Here is an 18,151-nt window from a genome sequence, read left to right on the forward strand (position 1 = left end):
CTCCCTGGTCCTGTCAGTGACGACGTCGGTCGCGCCCGCCCGGTTCAGCGCCGGGGCCGTCGTCGTCCGCCACCCCTGCCGAGCTCTGCCTGGTGCGCGGAGCCGACTCGACAGCGGTCAGCAGGGCCGCGTCGACAGCGGCGACGGTGCGCGCCCACGAGGTCGTCGTCGCGCGTCGCCGGGCGGCTCGGCGCCGCAGCTCCTCGCGCAGCCCGGCATCGGTCAGCCACGAGCGCAGCGACGCCGCCAGCTCCTCGGGGCGGCCGCGTGGCACGAGCATCCCCGGCACCCCGGCATCCGTCGACCCGAGGGCCTCGGCCACCCCGCCGACGGCAGCCACGAGGGCCGGCACACCCCGCGCCAGCGCCTCACCCACGACCATCCCGTAGGTCTCGACGTGAGAGGGCTGGACCACGAGATCCGCGCTCGCGTAGGCCCTTCCGACATCGACGTACGCTCGTGGACCGAGGAGGCGCACGCGCTCGACCAGGCCGGTCCGCGCGAGGATCTCCTCCACGCGGGCGACGGTGGACGGTTCGACGGCCGTGGAGCCCAGGAGGGAGCACGTCCACGGCAGGTCGCGCACCCGGACGAGCGCCTCGACGAGGTCGAGGTGGCCCTTGAGCCGGGTGACGGGCCCGACGCAGAGCAGGCGGGTGCCCGCGGCGCTGCCCGAGGCCGCCGGCGCGGCGTCGACGCCCGGTGGGCACACGTGCACCGTCCCCACCGGCAACCGGTGGGTCGCGCGCAGCCACTCGCCCGTCCAGCTGCTCGTCACCACGACGGCGGCGGAGGCGGTCAGCACGCGCCCCTCGGCGGCCGACGCCCCGGCGTCGGTCACCCCCAGCGGCAGGTGCACCAGCGGCACGAGGGTGACGCGAGAAGCCTCCCCGACGAGGACGTGCTCGGCCGCCGAGGCGACGAGACCGTCGACGAGCACGAGGCCGGCGTCGGGCACCGCGGCGACGACGGCCGCCAGACCGCGCAGCGCGCCCTCGTCCGGAGCCGGCCAGGCACCGGCGACGCGGTGCTCCACCACGCGCCACCCGAGGACCGCGAGCCCGTCCAGCACCCGCCGGTCGTAGGTGTTGCCCCCACTGGGCCGGTCCGGGTCGTCGATGCCCGCCGGGACGACGGCGTGGATCTCGCGGACGTCGCTCAGAGGTCGCACTCGTAGCTCGCCCACGCCACGTGCGACTCGTGCAGCGTGACGACCAGGCCGGTCAGCCGGCCCTCGTCGGCGCCCGTCTCGCCGGCCCGGATGCGCCCCGCGACCTGTTCCGCGACGAAGCGGGCCACCACCTCGGTCGTGCTGTTCGTCCCCGCGAAGGCCGGCTCGTCGTCGAGGTTGCGGTAGCTGAGCGCTGCCACGACGTCGTGCACCACGGTGGTGGCCCGGCCGATGTCGACGAGGATGCCGTCGCCGTCGAGCTCGGGCCCGCGGAAGGTCACGTCGGCGACGAAGGTCGCACCGTGCAGGCGCTGCGCGGGTCCGAAGACCTCGCCGCGGAAGCTGTGGGCGATCATCAGGTGGTCTCGCACGGTGACGCTGAACATCGTCTCTCCGGGTCAGGTCGTCGGGTCAGGTCGTCGGGTCAGGTCGTCGCGTGAGGTGCTGGGTAGCTCACGGTCTGGCAGACGGCCGGCAGCGAGCCGTCGGCGAGGGCGGCCATGACGCCCGGCAGGGCGTCGAAGGGCGAGTCCCCGGTCAGCAGCGCGTCGTAGGCCGGGTCGGCGAGCAGGCGCAGGGCCAGCTCGAGGCGCTCGGTGTGCGTGCGGCGCGAGCGTCGTGACGCGGGGACCGCGCCGACCTGGCTCGCCCGGATGCGCAGCCGGGACGAGTGGAAGGCCCCGCCGAGGGAGAGCTCGACCCGCCGGTCGCCGTACCAGCTGAGCTCGAGCACGCTCGCCTCCGGCCCGAGCAGATCGAGGGAGAGCTGCAGGCCCGCGCCGGTGGCGCTCGTGTGCACGACGAGGTCGTGGTCGCCCGACGACGTCAGCTGGTCGGGCCGCGCGAAGTCGACGCCGAGCGCCCCCGCCACGGCCTCACGCCCCTCGTCGACGTCGACGAGCGTCACGTGCACGCCGGGGATGCCGCCGAGCAGGCGGGCGACGCAGCAGCCGACCATCCCCGCGCCGACGACGGCGACGCGGTCGCCGACGCGGGGGGCGGCGTCCCAGGCCGCGTTGACCGCGGTCTCGACCGTGCCTGCCAGCACCGCACGGCGCGAGGGCACCTCGTCGGGCACCGGCACCACGGCACTCGCCGGCACGACGTAGACCGTCTGGTGCGGGTGGAGGCAGAAGACGCGGCGCCCGACGAGGTCCGGCTCGCCCGCCTCGACGACTCCGACGGAGAGGTAGCCGTACTTCACCGGGTGGGGGAAGTCTCCCTCCTGGTGCGGCGCTCGCATGAGCGCGTACTGGTCGGCCGGCACGTGGCCGCCGTGCACCAGCAGCTCGGTGCCCCGGCTGACGCCCGAGTACAGCGCGCGCACGCGCACCTCCCCGGGCCCCGGGTCGCGCACGGTGACCGGGCGGATCGCGCCCCGGCCCGGCGCGACCACCCAGAACGCTGCCGCAGCGGTGGACACGGGCACCACCCTAGGGCGCGCGGTGAACGGCGTCCGGGTCCTCGGCGTCCTCGGGTCGACAGCACTCTCGTCCAGCAACGCTCGACGCCCCGCCGGAGGCTCCCGTGCGCCACGTCTTCCCTCCCGGCCCGCTGGTCGGGCTGACCGCGGTGCCGCTCCTGCTCGCAGTCGTGCGTCCGGGCCCGGCCGGCTGGGTCGTCGGCGCGACCGGCGGTCTCGTCCTCGCCGCGTCGCTCCGGCTCGGGCTCGCCCGGGCCTCACGGTGGCGACTGCTGCCCGGCGACCGGGTGACGCTCGCGCGCGCCGTGCTCACCTGTGGCGTGGCGGCGCTCGTGGCCGACGCGACGGCGCGGCCGGGTTCCGACCCGCGCGCCGGTCTGCTCGTCGTCGTGGCGGGTGTCGCGCTCGTGCTCGACGCCGTGGACGGCCGGGTCGCGAGGCGCACGGGCACGGTGCACCCCCTCGGCGCGCGCTTCGACCTCGAGACCGACGCCGCGCTCATCGCCATCCTCAGCGTGCACGCCGCCACGCTCCTCGGAGGGTGGGTGCTCGCGGTCGGCGCCGCCCGCTACCTGCTGCTCGTCGTCGCGCTCGCCGGTCGCCGTATGCCGTGGCTGCGCGGTCAGGTGCCTGCGCGCCGGTGGCGCAAGGTCGTGGCCGCCTACCAGGGCGTCGGGCTCACGGCCGTGGCCTCCGGGGCCCTGCCCTCGACCGTCGCGGTCCTCGTCGTCGCGACGGGACTGGGCCTGCTCGCCGCCTCCTTCGGCACCGAGGTGCTCGAGCTGCGTCGTCAGGCGGGCGCGCGGCCGGCCCCCGACGCCCCCGGGTGGGTGCCCGTCGTGGACGCGGAGGCGTCGCTGTGACGGGGCTACCGACCCGCGCCCGGGCCACCGGGGTCCCGTCGACGCGCGCGGCCGGCGAGCACAGCGGCCGGCACGGCGGCGAGCGGACGTCGGACGACCCGCCACGGTGGCGTCGATGGAGCGGGGCGCTCGTCACGGTGCTCGCGGTGCTGCTCGTGTGGGTGGCCCTCGTCGCCCCGGTGCCGGTGCGGGGCTGGCGTCCGGCGCCCGTCGAGCTGCTCCGACTGCCGGCCGAGGGCATCGTCCTCGTCCTGCTGCTGCTCGCCGTGCGCGAGGGCGTCGCGCGGTGCCTCGGCGCGGCCGTCGGGGTGGCGCTCGGGGCCCTGCTGGCGGTCCGGGTGCTCGACGTGGCCTTCTTCGCCGCGATGTACCGCCCGTTCAACCCGCTCACCGACTGGCGCTACGCCGGGGCTGCCGGGTCGTTCCTCGGCGACTCGACGAGCCCGGTGACCGCGGTCGCCGTCGCGGTCGGGGCCGGGCTGGCGCTGCTCCTGCTCCTCGTCCTGACGCCGTGGGCGGTGGGGCGGGTCCGGCGCGCGCTCCGTCGGCACCGACGGACGTCGTTGCGCGCGGCCGTGGGCGCGGCGGCGGTCTGGGTCGTGCTCGCGTCGGTGGGGTGGACGACCACCTCGGTGGCGCCCGTGGCCTCCACCGACGTCGTCAGGCTGGCGAGCCGGGAGGCCACCGGCATCCGTGACGGCCTCCGTGACCGCGACGCCTTCGCGGCCCTGGTTGCTGCCGACCCGATGGCCACGGTCCCCGCGCGCGACCTGCTCACGGTCCTGCGCGGGAAGGACGTCCTCGTCGTCTTCGTCGAGAGCTACGGGCGGGTGGCCGTCGAGGCGAGCCCCGAGGTCGACCGTGCCCTGACGACCGGCACCGAGGCGCTCGGATCGGCCGGCTACGCAGCGCGCAGCGCGTGGCTCACCTCCCCGACCTTCGGCGGCTTCAGCTGGCTCGCGCACTCCACGCTCCAGTCCGGTCTGTGGGTCGACACCTCGCAGCGCTACGACCAGCTGCTCGACACGGGAGCGACCGAGTCCCCACGCCTCTCGCTGACCCGGGCCTTCGCGGGAGCCGGGTGGCGCACCGTGGCCGTCGTGCCCGCCGACCGGAGGGACTGGCCCGAGGGCGAGGCCTTCTACGGCTACGACCGGATCTACGACGCCCGGTCGCTCGGCTACGCGGGCCCGGGTTTCGGCTATGCCCCGGTGCCCGACCAGTTCACCCTCGCGGCCCTCGGCCGCGCCGAGCTCGGCGCGAGGTCCGCGACGGCCCGGCCGCCCGTCATGGCCGAGGTCGACCTCGTGACGAGCCACGTGCCGTGGGCGCCGCTCCCCCGGCTCGTCGACTGGGCGAGTCTCGGCGACGGGTCGGTCTACGCAGCACAGGCGCGCACGGCGACGCCGGCGGACGAGGTCTGGAGCAACCCGCAGAGGTTGCGGGCGGCATACGGCGCCTCGGTGGCCTACTCGCTCGACAGCATCGTCGGCTTCCTCCAGCAGCCCCGCGACCAGGATCCGGTCGTCGTCGTGCTGGGCGACCACCAGCCGGTCGCCGTCGTCTCCGGCGAGGATGCCGGTCACGACGTGCCGATCAGCATCCTGAGCAGCGATCCCCTTGTGCTGCAGAGGATCTCGTCGTGGTCATGGGACGTCGGCCTGCGGCCCGGACCGAGCTCCCCGGTCTGGGCGATGGACCGTTTCCGTGACGCGTTCCTCACCGCGTTCAGCCCCCGCGCCCGCTGAAAGGCCGCCGGCGTCACGTCGCCGGCTCGGAGCAACAGCACTTCCCGTGTCAGCGGGGGTGCACCACCTGCACCTCTCGTTCGACGGAGTGCGTGACCAGAGCGTGGGTGCGATGTTTCTCGTCTGCGCACCGTCTGGACAGGTGGGCACCGCGCGCACGACGGCCCAGCCGTGTGTGGCCGGTACACGTCGACCTTCACGTGCACGAGCAGCCTGACCGACCGCCACGCGCACCTGCGCACCGCCTAGGGCACGCGCCGGTGAGCGTACGCGCCGACGAGCGATGGCAGCCACATCACGGCGCCGCGTTCGATCGCGTCCTGCCGGATGCGCGCGGCGAGGGTGTCGAGCTCGAGCGCGGCCACGTCGGTGACCTCGAGGCGCTCCATGAGCGGAGCGAGGGCCCGGGCCAGCCCGGCGATCCAGTCGTAGCCCGCGAAGCGCGCGCCACCTCCGGTCAGCGCCTCGTCGAGGAGGTCGGGAGGCCCGAGCCCGGCCGTCTCGATGTCGGCGAAGAGCCGGCGGCCCATCCGCATGTGGGCGCCTGCCCGCCGGAAGGTCTCGACGAGGAGCCGGCCCGTCTGGTTCCAGAGCGTGTCGTCGGGCCACGAGTAGGAGGTGACGGCCGGGTCGAGGTCGAGCTCCTGGAACGCGACGACGCCGCCGGGGCGCACCGTCGCCGCCAGACGACGCATCACGTCCCCGGGGTCGGGGACGTACATGAGGACGAGTCGACCCACGACGGCGTCGAAGCCGCCCCCACCGAGCTCGACACCCCCATCGGCACCGAGGGTGCGGAGGTCTCCCTGCACGAACGAGACGTTCGACAGTCCCTGCGCGGCGGCGCGGCCACGGGCGACCGTGAGGGCCGCGTCGTCGACCTCGACCCCGACCACGGCCCCGGTGGGGCCGACCAGCTCGGCGGCGAGCAGGGCCACGTCACCCGCCCCGCTGCCGACGTCGAGCACCCGCAGGCCGGGTCCGATGCCGGCAGCGCGGAAGAGCCGCTCCGTCGTGCTCCCGAGGAAGGCAGCCTGACGTCCGAGGCGGTCGTACTCCTCCCGAGCCCTGGGCAGGGTGTAGCCGGGGTCTCCACCGTCGAGGCCCCCGCCACCTGCCGCGGTGCGGTCGCTCACCCTCCCAGCATGCACCCAGGACGCGTCCCGGGCGCTAGCCTCTGAGGAACCCGGGCGCCGGGACTGATGAATGTATATTCGTCAACGAATCGACGCGTTCCGCCCCTCCCCGGGCCAGCACACCGGAGGCACCATGGCCAACCCGATGGACGCCGCAGACGCCGTGGCAGCGGGCTTCGCGGCCGAGGACACCCGGCTGATGACCAAGGTCGCCCGGCTCTACCACGAGCAGGGCATCCGCCAGCCCGAGATCGCCAAGCGGCTCAACATCTCGCAGCCCCGCGTGTCGCGCCTGCTGAAGAAGGCCGTCGCGAGCGGCATCGTGCGCACCACGGTCGTGGCCCCACGAGGCGTCTTCGCCGACCTCGAGGACGAGATCGAGCGGCTCTACGGCCTCACCGAGGTCGTCGTGGCCGACACGGGCGAGGAGGACGACGAGTTCGTCATCACCCCGGCGCTCGGGGCGGCAGCCGCCTTCTACCTCGAGACGACGCTGACCGGCGGCGAGCGCATCGGGGTGTCGTCGTGGAGCTCGACCCTGCTCGCCACGGTCGACTCGATGCGGCCGCGCAGCAGCCACGAGTGCGAGTCGGTGGTCCAGGTGCTCGGCGGCCTCGGACAGCCCTCCGCCCAGGCCCGAGCCACCCACCTCGTCGGTCGGCTCGTGCAGGTGACCGGTGCCCAGGCCACCTACCTGCCCGCCCCCGGCGTCGTCACGTCGGACGCGACCCGGCGGGCCCTCCTGCGCGAGGACAGCATCGCGCAGGCGATCGACGCCTTCCCGAACCTCACGGTGCTGCTCGCGGGCATCGGCAGCCTGCTGCCCTCGCCGCTCCTGCGGGCCAGCGGCAACGCCGTCAGCGCCGAGGACGAGGACCTGCTGCGCAGCGCCGGAGCGGTCGGCGACGTCTGCATGCGCTACTTCGACGCGGAGGGCGGGCCGGTGCGCAGCCACTTCGACAAGCGGATCCTCGGCATCGAGGCGGCCGACCTGCTGCACATCCCCCGCCGCATCGGGGTCGCCGGCGGCCGGCGCAAGCACGAGGCGATCCGCGCCGCCCTGCTCGGCGGCTGGATCAACACCCTCGTCACCGACAGCGCGACGGCGGCCTACCTGCGCGAGGCCGCCCGGTAGGCCGCCCGGTAGGCCGCTCGCTCCCGCCCGACGTCCGGGGACACACGCCCGACGTCGCCATCGCACAGCGCCGGTCCCGCCTCGCGGGCCCGGCGCGGCCGCACGTCCGGAGGCACTCACCCACGCCGCGCCCCGCTCGCTCCGTTGACAGCCACCGGTCCCGCCCCTAACCTGACAACACCTTCATTCACTAGCGAATGGATATTCAATGACGAGTCAGGGCCAGACCGGTCGCTCCCCCGGCGGAGCGCTGCTCGCGCTCGACCAGGGCACGACCAACACCAAGGCCCTGCTCGTCGACGCCACGACCGGGTCCGTGACCGCGCAGGCGTCCTCATCCACGAGCATCGCCTTCCCGGTGCCCGGCTGGGTCGAGCAGGACGCGGAGCAGCTCTGGACCGCGACCCTGTCGGCCGTCGAGCGCTGCCTCGAGCAGGCCCCCGAGGTGCGCGTGCTGGGCATCGGCATCTCCTCCCAGCGCGAGACCGCCGTCTGCTGGAGCCGGAGCACGGGCCGGGCGCTGGGGCCCGCGCTCGGCTGGCAGGACGCGCGGACGGCGGCGTGGTGCGCCGACCTCGCCGAGCGCGAGCCCGATGCCGCCGCGACGATCCGCCGACGCACCGGGCTCTCCCTCGACCCGATGTTCTCGGCCCCCAAGTTCCGGGCGGCCATCGACGCCGCGTCGGCAGCAGGAGCCCCGCTCTCCGACATCGCCGTGGGCACCGTCGACGCGTGGCTCGTGTGGCGGCTCACCGGTCGTCACGTCACCGACCTCGGCAACGCCTCACGCACCCTGCTGCTCGACCTGCCGAGCCTGCGCTGGCACGACGAGCTGCTCTCCCTCTTCGGCATCGACCCCGTGCACCTGCCCGAGCCGTGCCCGTCCGACGCGTCGTTCGGTGTCGCCACCGAGCGTCTCGGCCGCCTGCCGGCCGGCGTGCCCGTGCTGGCCGTGCTCGCCGACTCGCACGCCGCGCTCTACCACCACGGCTGCACCGTGCCGGGCACCGGCAAGGCGACGTACGGGACGGGGACGTCGGTGATGAGCCCCACTGCCGACGCCGGGACCGCGCCGCACGGCATCGCGACGACCGTCGCCTGGCACGTGGCGGGACGGCCCACGTACGCCCGTGAGGGGAACATCGTGGCGTCGGGCTCGGCCCTCGACTGGATGGCGAGCACGCTCGGGGTCCCCGAGGGCACCGCGGGCGGTGCGTACCTCGAGGGCCTCGCCGCCGGGGTGCCCGACAGTGGCGGAGCGTGCTTCGTGCCGGCGTTCTCGGGCCTGGGCGCACCGTACTGGGACCGCTCCGCCGTCGGCGTGCTCTCCGGCGTCACGGCCGGGACGACCCGGGGCCAGCTGGCCCGGGCCGCCCTCGAAGCCGTGGCGCACCAGGTGGCCGACGTCGTCGAGGCCATGGAGTCCGACGGTTCGACCCGCATCGGGACGCTGCACGCGGACGGCGGCGCCACCGCGTCCGGCACGCTCATGCAGATCCAGTCCGACCTGCTCGGCCGGCCCCTCGACGTGGCGAGCAGCCCGGCCGCTTCGGCCCTCGGAGCCGCGCGGCTCGCCGCCGAGCAGCTCGGCGTCGCGGTGCCGGTCGCCACACCGGGGCGACACGTCACCCCTCACGCCTGCGCCGTCGACGACCGTCGTCGCGCGTGGAGCCAGGCCATTGCCCGCTCACGCGGTCTGCCTGTCCCGCAAGCGCATCCGCCGAGGTGCGGGCAGTCGAGCCAGCAGACGAGTGAGCAGATCACCGAGAGGAACGACCCATGACCGACCACCCATCCTTCGGAGCGGGCCTGTGGCACTTCGCGTCGTACGTCGACCGCTACGCCACCGACGGCTACGCCCCTGAGGTCTCGACCCTGGAGCAGATCGCCCGCGCCGGCGCGGTCGGCGAGCTGTCCTACGTCGACGTGCCCTACCCGTTCTCCGAGGGGGTCACCGTCGAGGACGTGAAGCAGGCGCTGGCCGAGCACGGCCTCAAGGCCATCGGCGTCACGCCCGAGATCTACATGCGCCGTTTCAGCAAGGGCGCCTTCACCAACCCCGACCCGGAGGTGCGCGCAGCCGCGCTCGCCGCGCTCGGTGAGGCGGCGGACGTCGTCCGGGCCCTGGACGCCCGCTACCTCAAGGTGTGGCCCGGCCAGGACGGCTGGGACTACCCGCTGCAGGTCAACCACCACGAGCAGTGGGAGCTGGCCGTCAGCGGCATGCGCGAGCTGGCCCTCGCGAACCCCGACATCAGGATCGTCATCGAGTACAAGCCCCGCGAGCCCCGCAACAAGATGTTCTGGGACTCGGCGGCCAAGACGGTCCTCGGCATCAAGGCGATGGGCGTCGACAACGTCGGCGTGCTCCTCGACTTCGGCCACGCCCTCTTCGGCGGCGAGTCGCCGGCCGCCGCGGCGCAGCTGCTCATCGACCACGGCCTGCTGTGGGCCATGGACGTCAACGACAACCTGCGCGGCTGGGACGACGACATGGTCGTCGGCACCGTGCACCCGGTCGAGCTCTTCGAGTTCTTCTACACGCTGAAGATCAACGGCTGGGAGGGCGTCTGGCAGCTCGACCAGTTCCCGTTCCGGGAGGACACGGTCGAGGCCGCTCGGCTCTCGGTGCGCTTCCTCAAGGGCATCCACCGGGCACTCGAGGAGCTCGACGTGGAGGGGCTCAAGGCGGCACAGTCCCGCCAGGACGCGCTCGGCGCGCAGAAGCTCGTGCAGGACGTCCTCTTCTCGTGCCTGCGGGGTGACGCATGACGACCACGGAGGACCTGATCCCGCACGTCGACGCGGACGCCGTGCCGCACGCCGTGCTGACGGTGCTCGGGCGCGTGCCCGTGGGCGCCACCCGTGAGGAGACCGTCGCGCACCTGGCCGAGGCCGCGCGGCTCGTGCGTCGTCGGGACCTCGAGATGGTGCGCGCCGCCGGCCTCGGCCACATCGGCGGCGAGTTCTCGGTCATCGACGTCCTGGTCACGCTCTATCTGCAGGCGATGAACGTCTCCCCCGACCAGCTCGACGACCCGGAGCGCGACCGGTTCATCCTGTCCAAGGGTCACGCCGCGGCTGCGCTCTACACGACGCTCGCCATGGCGGGCTTCCTCGACCCGGCGCAGCTCGAGACCTTCATGCAGCCCACGTCGCAGCTCAACGGACACCCGGCCCGCACGAAGATCGCCGCCGTCGAGGCGAGCACCGGCCCCCTCGGCCACGGCCTGCCGATCGCGGTCGGCACCGCCTTCGCGGGCAAGCTCGACGGCTCCTCGCGCCGCACCTTCGTCGTCGTCGGCGACGGCGAGCTCCAAGAGGGCTCGAACTGGGAGGCGCTCATGACGGCGGGCAACCACCGCCTGTCGCACCTGTGCGTCGTCGTCGACCGCAACCGGCTCCAGCAGGGCGCCCGGGTCGCCGACACCAACGACCTCGAGCCCCTCGCCGACAAGCTGCGCGCCTTCGGCATGCACGTCGTCGACGTCGAGGGCCACGACCACGGCGCGCTGCTCGACGTGTTCGCCCAGGTGCCCCACGCATCCGGAAAGCCGACGGCCGTCATCGCGCACACGATGAAGGGCCACCCGATCTCGTTCATGTCCGACAACGTCGCCTGGCACCACAAGGTCCCCTCGACCGAGCAGGTCAGCCAGGCCCTCGCCGAGCTGGAGCACTCATGACCGCCACCACCGCACCGACGACGGCCCCTGCGCCGCTGCACGACTGCCGGGACGCCTGGGTCGCTGCCCTCGTCGACCTCGCCGAGCACGACGACCGGATCGTCGCCGTGGTCAACGACTCCGTCGGGTCGAGCAAGCTCGGGCCGTTCCAGGAGCGGTTCCCCGAGCGGCTGGTCAACGTCGGCATCGCCGAGCAGGACATGGTGGGTGTCGGTGCCGGCCTGGCGAACGGCGGCAAGGTGCCGTTCGTCTCGGCCGCGGCGTGCTTCCTGACCGCCCGCGCCATGGAGCAGATCAAGGTCGACGCCGCGTACTCCCAGCACCACCTGGTCCTCGTCGGGCAGAGCCCCGGCATGGCCTACGGCGAGCTGGGACCGACGCACCACTCCATCGAGGACCTCGCCTGGCTGCGCACCATCCCGGGCCTGACCGTCGTCGTGCCGACCGACGCCACCGAGACGGCCCAGGTCGTCCGCTGGGCGGCCGGCGCCGGGCGGCCCGTCTTCATCCGCGTCAGCCGGATGGGGGTGCCCGACGTCATGCCCGAGGGCTACGAGTTCGTTCCCGGCAGGGCGGTGCAGCTGCGCGCCGGCACCGACGTGACGATCGTCGCGACCGGCACGGCCGTGACGCGTGCGCTCGCCGCCGCCGAGCTGCTCGAGGCCCGGGGCGTCGACGCCCGGGTGCTGGCGATGCCCACCATCAAGCCGCTCGACGGAGAGGCGCTGCTGGCCGCCGCGGAGGAGACGGCGGGCATCGTGACCGTCGAGGAGGCGCTGACCTCGGGCCTCGGCGGCGCCGTGGCCGAGTACCTGTCGACGCGTCGGCCGACGCTGCTCCGCCTCGTCGGGGTGCCCGACACCTTCGCCCCCACCGGCTCGGTGGAATGGCTCATGGAGCACTTCGGCATCAGCGCCGAAGGCATCGCGGGTGCTGCCGGCGAGATCCTGTCTGCCCCCTGAAACCGTTCTGCGACAACAAGATGCAGTTGAGCTCATCGTGCGCCTTCGCGCATCCCCCGGGTGCTCGGCAGACCTGAGGCAGCGTGGTGACAGCGACCGTCTCCGGCCCAGACTGTCGGTTCGCTGTCGGTCGGTCCGGCTGGACGTCGGTGAGATCGCGCTCGTGCGTGCGTCGACGACCAGGCCCTCGAGGACGACGCCGCGGCTCAGCGTCAGACGGGTGCCCTGACCCCGCGGAACGGCGTGACGGCCAGACCGACCGCGACGAGGGCGAAGACGGATGCGGCGAGGACCAGCATCCTCTCGTTGCCCCAGGTGTCGGCGAGCACGCCGGCGACGGGTGCCGTGAGCATGGCGACCGCCCGGTTGAACGACCTCAGGGTGGTGTTGGTCCGAGCCTGCAGGTGGTCGGGCGTCATCAGCTGGCGGTAGCTCATCTCGTGGGAGTTGCTCATGCCCATCGCCAGCCCGTAGAGCGCCTGTCCCAGCAGCAGGGCCGGGACCGCCCACGCCGCGCCCCGGGCGGCGAGGGCCATGGCGACGACGGCGCCGGTCGTGACGAGGTGGCACGCGATGATGGTGCGGCCGGTGCCGAGACGCCGACCGAGCCAGGTCGTCGCCAACGCCCCGGCCACTGCGCCGACACCACCGCCCGCGCCCGCGATCCCGAACTGGAACGGGGTCAGGCCGAGCGTGAGCAGCACGTAGGGCGCGAGGACGACCCCGACGATGGCGTTGCCGACGAACCAGACGTGGGTGGCGATCGCGATCGTCGTGAGCCCGGAGGACCGGTAGACCCAGCGGACGCCCTCGATGATCTCGTGGAGAAGGTGCCGCACCGTGACGCCCGTGCGCGGGGCGGGTTCGTCGATGCGGATCCGTCGCAAGGTGAAGGCGGAGTAGAGGTAGGTCAATGAGTCGAGCAGCACGGCGACAGGAGCTCCGACGGCACCGACGAGCAGTCCGCCGAGAGCGGGCCCTGCGGTGGACGCGGCCGCGTCCGCCGCGTCGACGCGGGCATGGGCCGGCTGCAGCTGCTGCCGCTGGAGCAGCCGCGGCAGCAACGACATCTCCGCGGCGCCGTTGACGACCGCCGCGGTCCCGGTCAGGACCACGATGAGCATGAGCGCCGGCAGCGACAGGACGCCCAGCCACCACAGGAGCGGGATCGTCAGCAGCAGGGCCGCCTGCGCGAGGTCGGTGCCGACCATCAGCGGCAACCGTCTGCGGCCGTCCACGACCGCGCCGACGATCAGCCCGAGGACGAGGTAGGGCAGCCATCGTGCCGCGTTGAGCCAGCCCACCTCGGTGGCGCCGCCGTGCAGGACGATGACCACGAGCGCCTGCAGGGAAGAAGATCGTGACGTAGGACCCGAGTCCGGAGACGGCTCCGGCACGCCAGTAGCGCCGAAACGCGTCGGAGCGCAGAGTGCCTTCGCTGGTCACGGTCGCGAGTCTTGCACGCGGCGAGAGGCGGGGACGGTCGCCTGGGCGTCCGTCCCCGCCTCCAGAGGGGCTCAGCTCGCTGCGGCTCAGTCCGCCACGGCGAAGTTCGTGACCTTGTCGGCGTTCTCCGGCGTCACGAGGATGCAGTCGACCGACTGCTTCTCCGGCTGCGACGCCTTGCCGCCACCCTTGATGTAGGCGTCGGCCTGCTCGACGGCCATCTCGGCGATCTGGCTCGCGGGCTGCAGCACGGTGGCCTTGATCTTGCCGGTCTTGATCGAGCTGACGACGTCCGGGCTGCCGTCGAAGCCGACGACCACGACGTCCTTCTTGCCGGCCGCGTCGAGGGCCGCCTGGGCGCCGAGGGCCATCGTGTCGTTGCCGGCGATGATGCCCTTGATGTCGGGGTGGGCCTGCAGGATCGTCTGGGTCTTGGCGAGCGCCTCGGCCTGGTCCCAGTTGGCCGTCTGCTGGGCGACCATCTTCAGGGCGGGGATCTGGTCGAGGATGTCGTGGTAGCCCTTGGACCGCACCCCGGCGTTGGTGTCGGTCTCCTTGCCGAGCAGCTCGGCGTAGGACCCGGCGTTGTTCATCTTCTTGGCGAACTCCTGGCCGCCGAGCGAGGCGCCCTGCGCGTTGTTCGACACGATCTGGGCGACCGCGACACCGGTCTGGTTGATCTCCCGGTCGATGAGGAACGACGGGATGCCGGCGTCCTTGGCCTTCTTGACCGCCGTGACCGTCACGTCGGCGCCCGCGTTGTCGAGGATGATGGCGGCGGCCTTGCGCGAGATCGCCGTGTCGAAGGCCTGGCTCTGCTTCGTCGGGTCGTCGTCGTGGCTGATGACGAGCGTCTCGTAGCCCAGCTCCTTCGCCTTGGCGGCGGCCGCGTCCTGCTCAGCCTTGAAGAAGACGTTGTCGGGCGAGGGCGTGATGACCACGACGAGCTTCGAGCCGGAGCCGGCTGCCGCGGGGGCAGCCGACGTGTTCGTCCCGGAGGCGTTGTCGGAGCCGCCACCGCAGGCGGCGGTACCGAGGACGAGGGCGGCGCCGGCGACGGGCAGCAGCGCCCGGCTCAGGCGTGACGTGTGACGGAACATGAAGATCCTTTCGAGGGTGCTGAACGGGTCACTGCGGTGCGTGTCGGGTCGATGGGTTGCGTTCGGGGGCGGAGAGTTTCGCGTGGGAGTGAGGTCAGGCGGTGCGCTGCGACAGCGCGGTCTGCAGTCGCTGCTGCGCCTGCTCGAGGACGATGGCGAGGATGATGACGGCGCCCTTGACCACGGACTGCCAGAAGGTCGACACGCCGACGAGGACGAGACCGTCGGCGAGGAACCCGATGACGAAGGCACCCATGACGGTGCCGACGATGGTGCCGCGCCCGCCGCTCAGCGCCGTCCCACCGAGCACGGCTGCGGCGATCGCGTTGAGCTCGTAGGTCGTCGCGGTGTCCGGGTAGGCCGCGCCCAGCTCCGAGGTGAGCAGCATGCCGGCGAGGGCCGCGCAGGCACCGCTGATGACGTAGACGGCGATCGTGATGCGCGGGACCCGGATGCCGGCGAGCACGGCGGCGCGGTCGTTGCCGCCGACGGCATAGATGCGGCGGCCGAAGGGGGTCTTCGTCGTCACGACGACGGCGATGACGGCGACGACGACCATGATCCAGACCGCGACGGGGATGCCGAGCCAGCTGTCGACGCCGATGACGTGGAAGCCCTCGTTGCCGCGCTCGGGGCTGCCGGCCAGGTCGGGGAAGGTGCCACCGTTGCTGCGCAGCTGGGCCACGCCTCGGGCGACGTAGAGCATGCCGAGGGTGGCGATGAACGGCGCCACCCGGAACTTGGTGATGAGGATGCCGTTGACCCAGCCGACGAGCGCCCCGACGAGGATGCCGACGAGGATCACGGCCCCGACCGAGAGGTAGAGCACTCCCCCGCCCGGCAGGGTGAGCCCGGCGAAGAGCAGGCCGCCGACGACCATGCTCGACAGGCCCGCGATCGATCCCACGGAGAGGTCGATGCCCCCGGTGAGGATGACGAAGGTGACACCGATCGCGAGGATCGCGTTGATGGCCACGTGCTTGGTCATCACGATGAGGTTGCCGGAGGTGAGGTAGTCCTGCGACATCGTGCCGAAGAGGATGATGAGCAGCACGAGCACGACGAGCGTGCGACCGCGCAGCAGCAGCAGGCCGATCCGGGCCAGGGTGTCGCCCCGGCGCGCCGGCGTGGCCGGCTCCGTGGGCGGCGTCTGGGTCGACGCGGCGGGCGCGACGTCCGTGTTGCTCATGCGGGGACCTCCGTGGCTCGGGTGGGAAGGATGTCGGCGCCCGTCGCGGCGGCGGAGAGGACGGCGTCCGAGGCGGAGGCGGCGACGAGGGCCTCCTCGGTGAGGGCGTCACCACTCAGCTCCGCGGAGATGCGGCCGCGCGCCATCACGAGCACGCGGTCGGCCATGGCCATCACCTCGGCGAGCTCGGACGAGATGAACAGGACCCCGTAGCCGGCCTCGGCGAGGTCGCTCATGATCTCGGCGATCTGGCTCTTGGCTCCGACGTCGACGCCGCGCGTCGGCTCGTCGAGGAGGAGCACGACGGGCTCGGTGAGCAGGGCTCGCGCGAGGACGACCTTCTGCTGGTTGCCGCCGCTCAGCGACGTGACCGGCGCCCCGAGGCCCGGGATCTTGATGGAGAGGTCGCGCACCTTCTCGCTCGCGACGCTGCGCTCGAGGCCCCGGGCGAGCAGGCCCTGGCGGGCGAGCGTGCCGATGGTCGAGAGCAGCACGTTGTCGCTGACGCTCATCGTCTGCACGAGCCCGTCGCGCTGGCGGTCCTCGGGGACGAGCGCCAAGCCGGCGGCCTGACGGGCCCGGACGGTTCTCTCCCGGACGACCCGGCCCCGCACCGACACCTCGCCGGTCGAGGGCCGGGTGCCCATGAGGGCCTCGAACAGCTCGGTGCGGCCTGCACCCATCAGCCCGTAGATGCCGACGACCTCGCCGGCCCGCACCTCGAGGGACACGCCGGAGACGAGGTCGCGCACCGGCCCGGTCACCGTGAGGTCGCTGACCTCGAGGAGCACGTCGCCGATCTCGCCGGCCGATCGCGCGAAGAGGGCGGCCGGGTCCTGACCGACCATCTGGCGCACGATCCAGGCGGTGTCGGTGCCCGTCATGGCCTCGTGCGCGACGAGCGACCCGTCGCGCAGCACCGTCACGTAGTCGCCGATGCGACGGAACTCGTCGAGCTTGTGCGAGATGTAGATGATGGTGACGTCGTCGCGGCGCAGGTCGGCCATGACGGTGAAGAGGACGTCGACCTCGTGGTTCGAGAGCGCCGAGGTCGGCTCGTCCATGATGAGGATCCGCACGTCCTCGAGCAGCACACGGGCGATCTCGACGAGCTGCTGCTTGCCGATCGGCAGGTCGCCGACGAGGGTGTCGGGGTCGAGGTCCTGACCGAGCCGAGCGAGCACCTCGGTGCTGCGGCGCCGCTGCGCGGCGTGGTCGACGAAGCGACCCCGCCTCAGCTCACGGCCGGCGAACAGGTTCTCCGCGATCGACATGTTGGGGAAGAGGCTGAGCTCCTGGTGGATGATGCCGATGCCGTGCGCGATCGCGTCGCGCGGGCTCGTGACGCTGACCGCCCTGCCGTCGAGGAGGATCTCGCCGGAGCTGGGCTGCTCGGCGCCCGCGAGGATCTTCATGAGCGTGGACTTGCCGGCGCCGTTCTCCCCGACGAGCACGTTCACCTTGCCGCGGTACGCCTCGAAGGTGACGCCCTTGAGCGCGCGGACCCCGCCGTACGCCTTCGTGACGTCGACCGCGCGGAGCACGATGTCGTCCGACACCACGTCCGACACCACGTCCGGCACCCCGTCCGCGCTCACGAGGCGGCCTGCAGCTGCGTGGGCACCACGAGCACGACGCCCGGGGCCACGAGCGAGAAGGCGCCGGCGAAGGTGACCTTCTTGCCGACGAGCGAGGCGGGCTCGAGCTTGCCGAGCACCTCGGTCTTGACCTTGGAGTTGAGCGCGGTCCCCGCATCCGCGTAGTTCAGCTGGTTCGTGAAGTCGCCGAACGTGATGAACCTGACCGCGTCGCGCAGCGCGGTGCCGGCGATGACCGGCCCGGTGACGACCTGCACGTCTGCGCCCTTGCCGCTCACGCCGTCGACGCGGACGGTGAGCGGATGCGTCGGCGCGTCCTTGTCGATGGCGGTCACCGTCCCGGTGCCCTTCACGAGGAAGGCGAAGGGGCTCCCGGTCCCGGTCTGGTTGCCGTACTCCTTGCTGGCTGCGGCCTGGTCGGCCTCGAGCGCGGGCAGCAGCTCCGAGGCGGGCACGGCGTCCTTCGTCACGGTGGGCAGCACCTTGCCCGCCCAGATCCCGTCGACGTATGCCGTCGCGTCGAACGCCGCTGCCCGCCCCGCCCCCGCGCTCTTCTCCTGCCCGGCCGGCACGTAGGTGTAGACGCCGGGAACTCGCGAGCAGGCAGAGAGGGACGCACCGAGCGCGAGAGCGGTCAGCACGACCGCGCCCCGCCGGACCACCGCGGCTCGGTGAATAGCCATTCGACACTGAA

16 protein-coding genes are annotated in these 18,151 nt (G+C 73.0%); 7 read left to right on the forward strand and 9 right to left on the reverse strand.

Annotated features, from left to right (window positions below):
• Positions 1-13: 13 nt before the first annotated feature.
• Genes ABT295_RS02250 through ABT295_RS02260 form a run of 3 tightly spaced genes read right to left on the reverse strand, consistent with a single transcriptional unit; the run spans position 14 to position 2,594 of the window.
• Positions 14-1,171, reverse strand: coding sequence for a glycosyltransferase family 4 protein (locus tag ABT295_RS02250; RefSeq protein ID WP_352392792.1), 1,158 nt, complete (start codon positions 1,169-1,171; stop codon positions 14-16).
• Positions 1,159-1,557, reverse strand: coding sequence for a 6-pyruvoyl trahydropterin synthase family protein (locus ABT295_RS02255; protein ID WP_352392793.1), 399 nt, complete (start codon positions 1,555-1,557; stop codon positions 1,159-1,161). The genes ABT295_RS02250 and ABT295_RS02255 overlap by 13 nt, the downstream gene beginning before the upstream one ends.
• Positions 1,558-1,595: 38 nt before the next feature.
• Entirely contained in the window at positions 1,596-2,594 is a 999-nt protein-coding gene (locus tag ABT295_RS02260; RefSeq protein WP_352392794.1) for a zinc-dependent alcohol dehydrogenase, read from the reverse strand.
• Between the two features lie 104 nt (positions 2,595-2,698).
• Between ABT295_RS02260 and ABT295_RS02265 the strand changes: the two genes are divergently transcribed.
• Entirely contained in the window at positions 2,699-3,457 is a 759-nt protein-coding gene (locus ABT295_RS02265; RefSeq protein WP_352392795.1) for a CDP-alcohol phosphatidyltransferase family protein, read from the forward strand.
• On the forward strand, positions 3,454-5,205 hold the full coding sequence (locus ABT295_RS02270; RefSeq protein WP_352392796.1) for an alkaline phosphatase family protein: 1,752 nt from the start codon (positions 3,454-3,456) through the stop codon (positions 5,203-5,205). The genes ABT295_RS02265 and ABT295_RS02270 overlap by 4 nt, the downstream gene beginning before the upstream one ends.
• A 245-nt stretch (positions 5,206-5,450) precedes the next feature.
• Here the strand turns inward: ABT295_RS02270 and ABT295_RS02275 are convergent, their stop codons facing one another.
• On the reverse strand, positions 5,451-6,341 hold the full coding sequence (locus ABT295_RS02275) for a class I SAM-dependent methyltransferase (protein ID WP_352392797.1): 891 nt from the start codon (positions 6,339-6,341) through the stop codon (positions 5,451-5,453).
• A gap of 133 nt (positions 6,342-6,474) precedes the next feature.
• Here ABT295_RS02275 and ABT295_RS02280 point away from each other — a divergent pair, with 133 nt between their 5' ends.
• The 5 genes from ABT295_RS02280 (at position 6,475) to ABT295_RS02300 (ending at position 12,124) form a co-directional block, all read left to right on the forward strand.
• Positions 6,475-7,476 carry a sugar-binding transcriptional regulator gene (locus ABT295_RS02280; protein WP_352392798.1) on the forward strand — a complete coding sequence of 334 codons (1,002 nt, stop codon included), beginning with the start codon at positions 6,475-6,477 and terminating at the stop codon, positions 7,474-7,476.
• A gap of 208 nt (positions 7,477-7,684) precedes the next feature.
• Positions 7,685-9,259 (forward strand): FGGY family carbohydrate kinase, encoded by a 1,575-nt coding sequence (locus ABT295_RS02285; RefSeq protein WP_352392799.1) that lies wholly within the window; start codon positions 7,685-7,687, stop codon positions 9,257-9,259.
• Entirely contained in the window at positions 9,256-10,248 is a 993-nt protein-coding gene (locus ABT295_RS02290) for a sugar phosphate isomerase/epimerase family protein (RefSeq protein ID WP_352392800.1), read from the forward strand. The genes ABT295_RS02285 and ABT295_RS02290 overlap by 4 nt, the downstream gene beginning before the upstream one ends.
• A complete protein-coding gene (locus ABT295_RS02295; protein WP_352392801.1) occupies positions 10,245-11,162 on the forward strand; it encodes a transketolase in 918 nt (305 codons plus the stop codon). The genes ABT295_RS02290 and ABT295_RS02295 overlap by 4 nt, the downstream gene beginning before the upstream one ends.
• Entirely contained in the window at positions 11,159-12,124 is a 966-nt protein-coding gene (locus tag ABT295_RS02300) for a transketolase family protein (RefSeq protein ID WP_352392802.1), read from the forward strand. The genes ABT295_RS02295 and ABT295_RS02300 overlap by 4 nt, the downstream gene beginning before the upstream one ends.
• Before the next feature lie 212 nt (positions 12,125-12,336).
• Here ABT295_RS02300 and ABT295_RS02305 read toward each other — a convergent pair whose 3' ends face one another.
• The 5 genes from ABT295_RS02305 to ABT295_RS02325 all read right to left on the reverse strand — a co-directional run bounded on the left by ABT295_RS02305 (position 12,337) and on the right by ABT295_RS02325 (position 18,140).
• Positions 12,337-13,461, reverse strand: coding sequence for an MFS transporter (locus ABT295_RS02305; RefSeq protein WP_352392803.1), 1,125 nt, complete (start codon positions 13,459-13,461; stop codon positions 12,337-12,339).
• A 195-nt stretch (positions 13,462-13,656) separates the two neighbouring features.
• The gene (locus ABT295_RS02310) at positions 13,657-14,670 is read right to left on the reverse strand and encodes a D-ribose ABC transporter substrate-binding protein (protein WP_352392804.1); all 1,014 of its coding nucleotides are present in this window, start codon (positions 14,668-14,670) and stop codon (positions 13,657-13,659) included.
• A gap of 94 nt (positions 14,671-14,764) precedes the next feature.
• On the reverse strand, positions 14,765-15,859 hold the full coding sequence (locus ABT295_RS02315; RefSeq protein ID WP_352392805.1) for an ABC transporter permease: 1,095 nt from the start codon (positions 15,857-15,859) through the stop codon (positions 14,765-14,767).
• Entirely contained in the window at positions 15,856-17,457 is a 1,602-nt protein-coding gene (locus ABT295_RS02320) for a sugar ABC transporter ATP-binding protein (protein WP_352392806.1), read from the reverse strand. Before ABT295_RS02320 ends, ABT295_RS02315 begins: the two co-directional genes overlap by 4 nt.
• Positions 17,454-18,140, reverse strand: a complete 687-nt coding sequence (locus ABT295_RS02325; RefSeq protein ID WP_352392807.1) for a DUF2291 family protein — start codon at positions 18,138-18,140, stop codon at positions 17,454-17,456. Before ABT295_RS02325 ends, ABT295_RS02320 begins: the two co-directional genes overlap by 4 nt.
• Positions 18,141-18,151: the final 11 nt, after the last annotated feature.

The organism is Terrabacter sp. NPDC000476, assembly GCF_040300125.1.
Classification (GTDB): domain Bacteria; phylum Actinomycetota; class Actinomycetes; order Actinomycetales; family Dermatophilaceae; genus Terrabacter.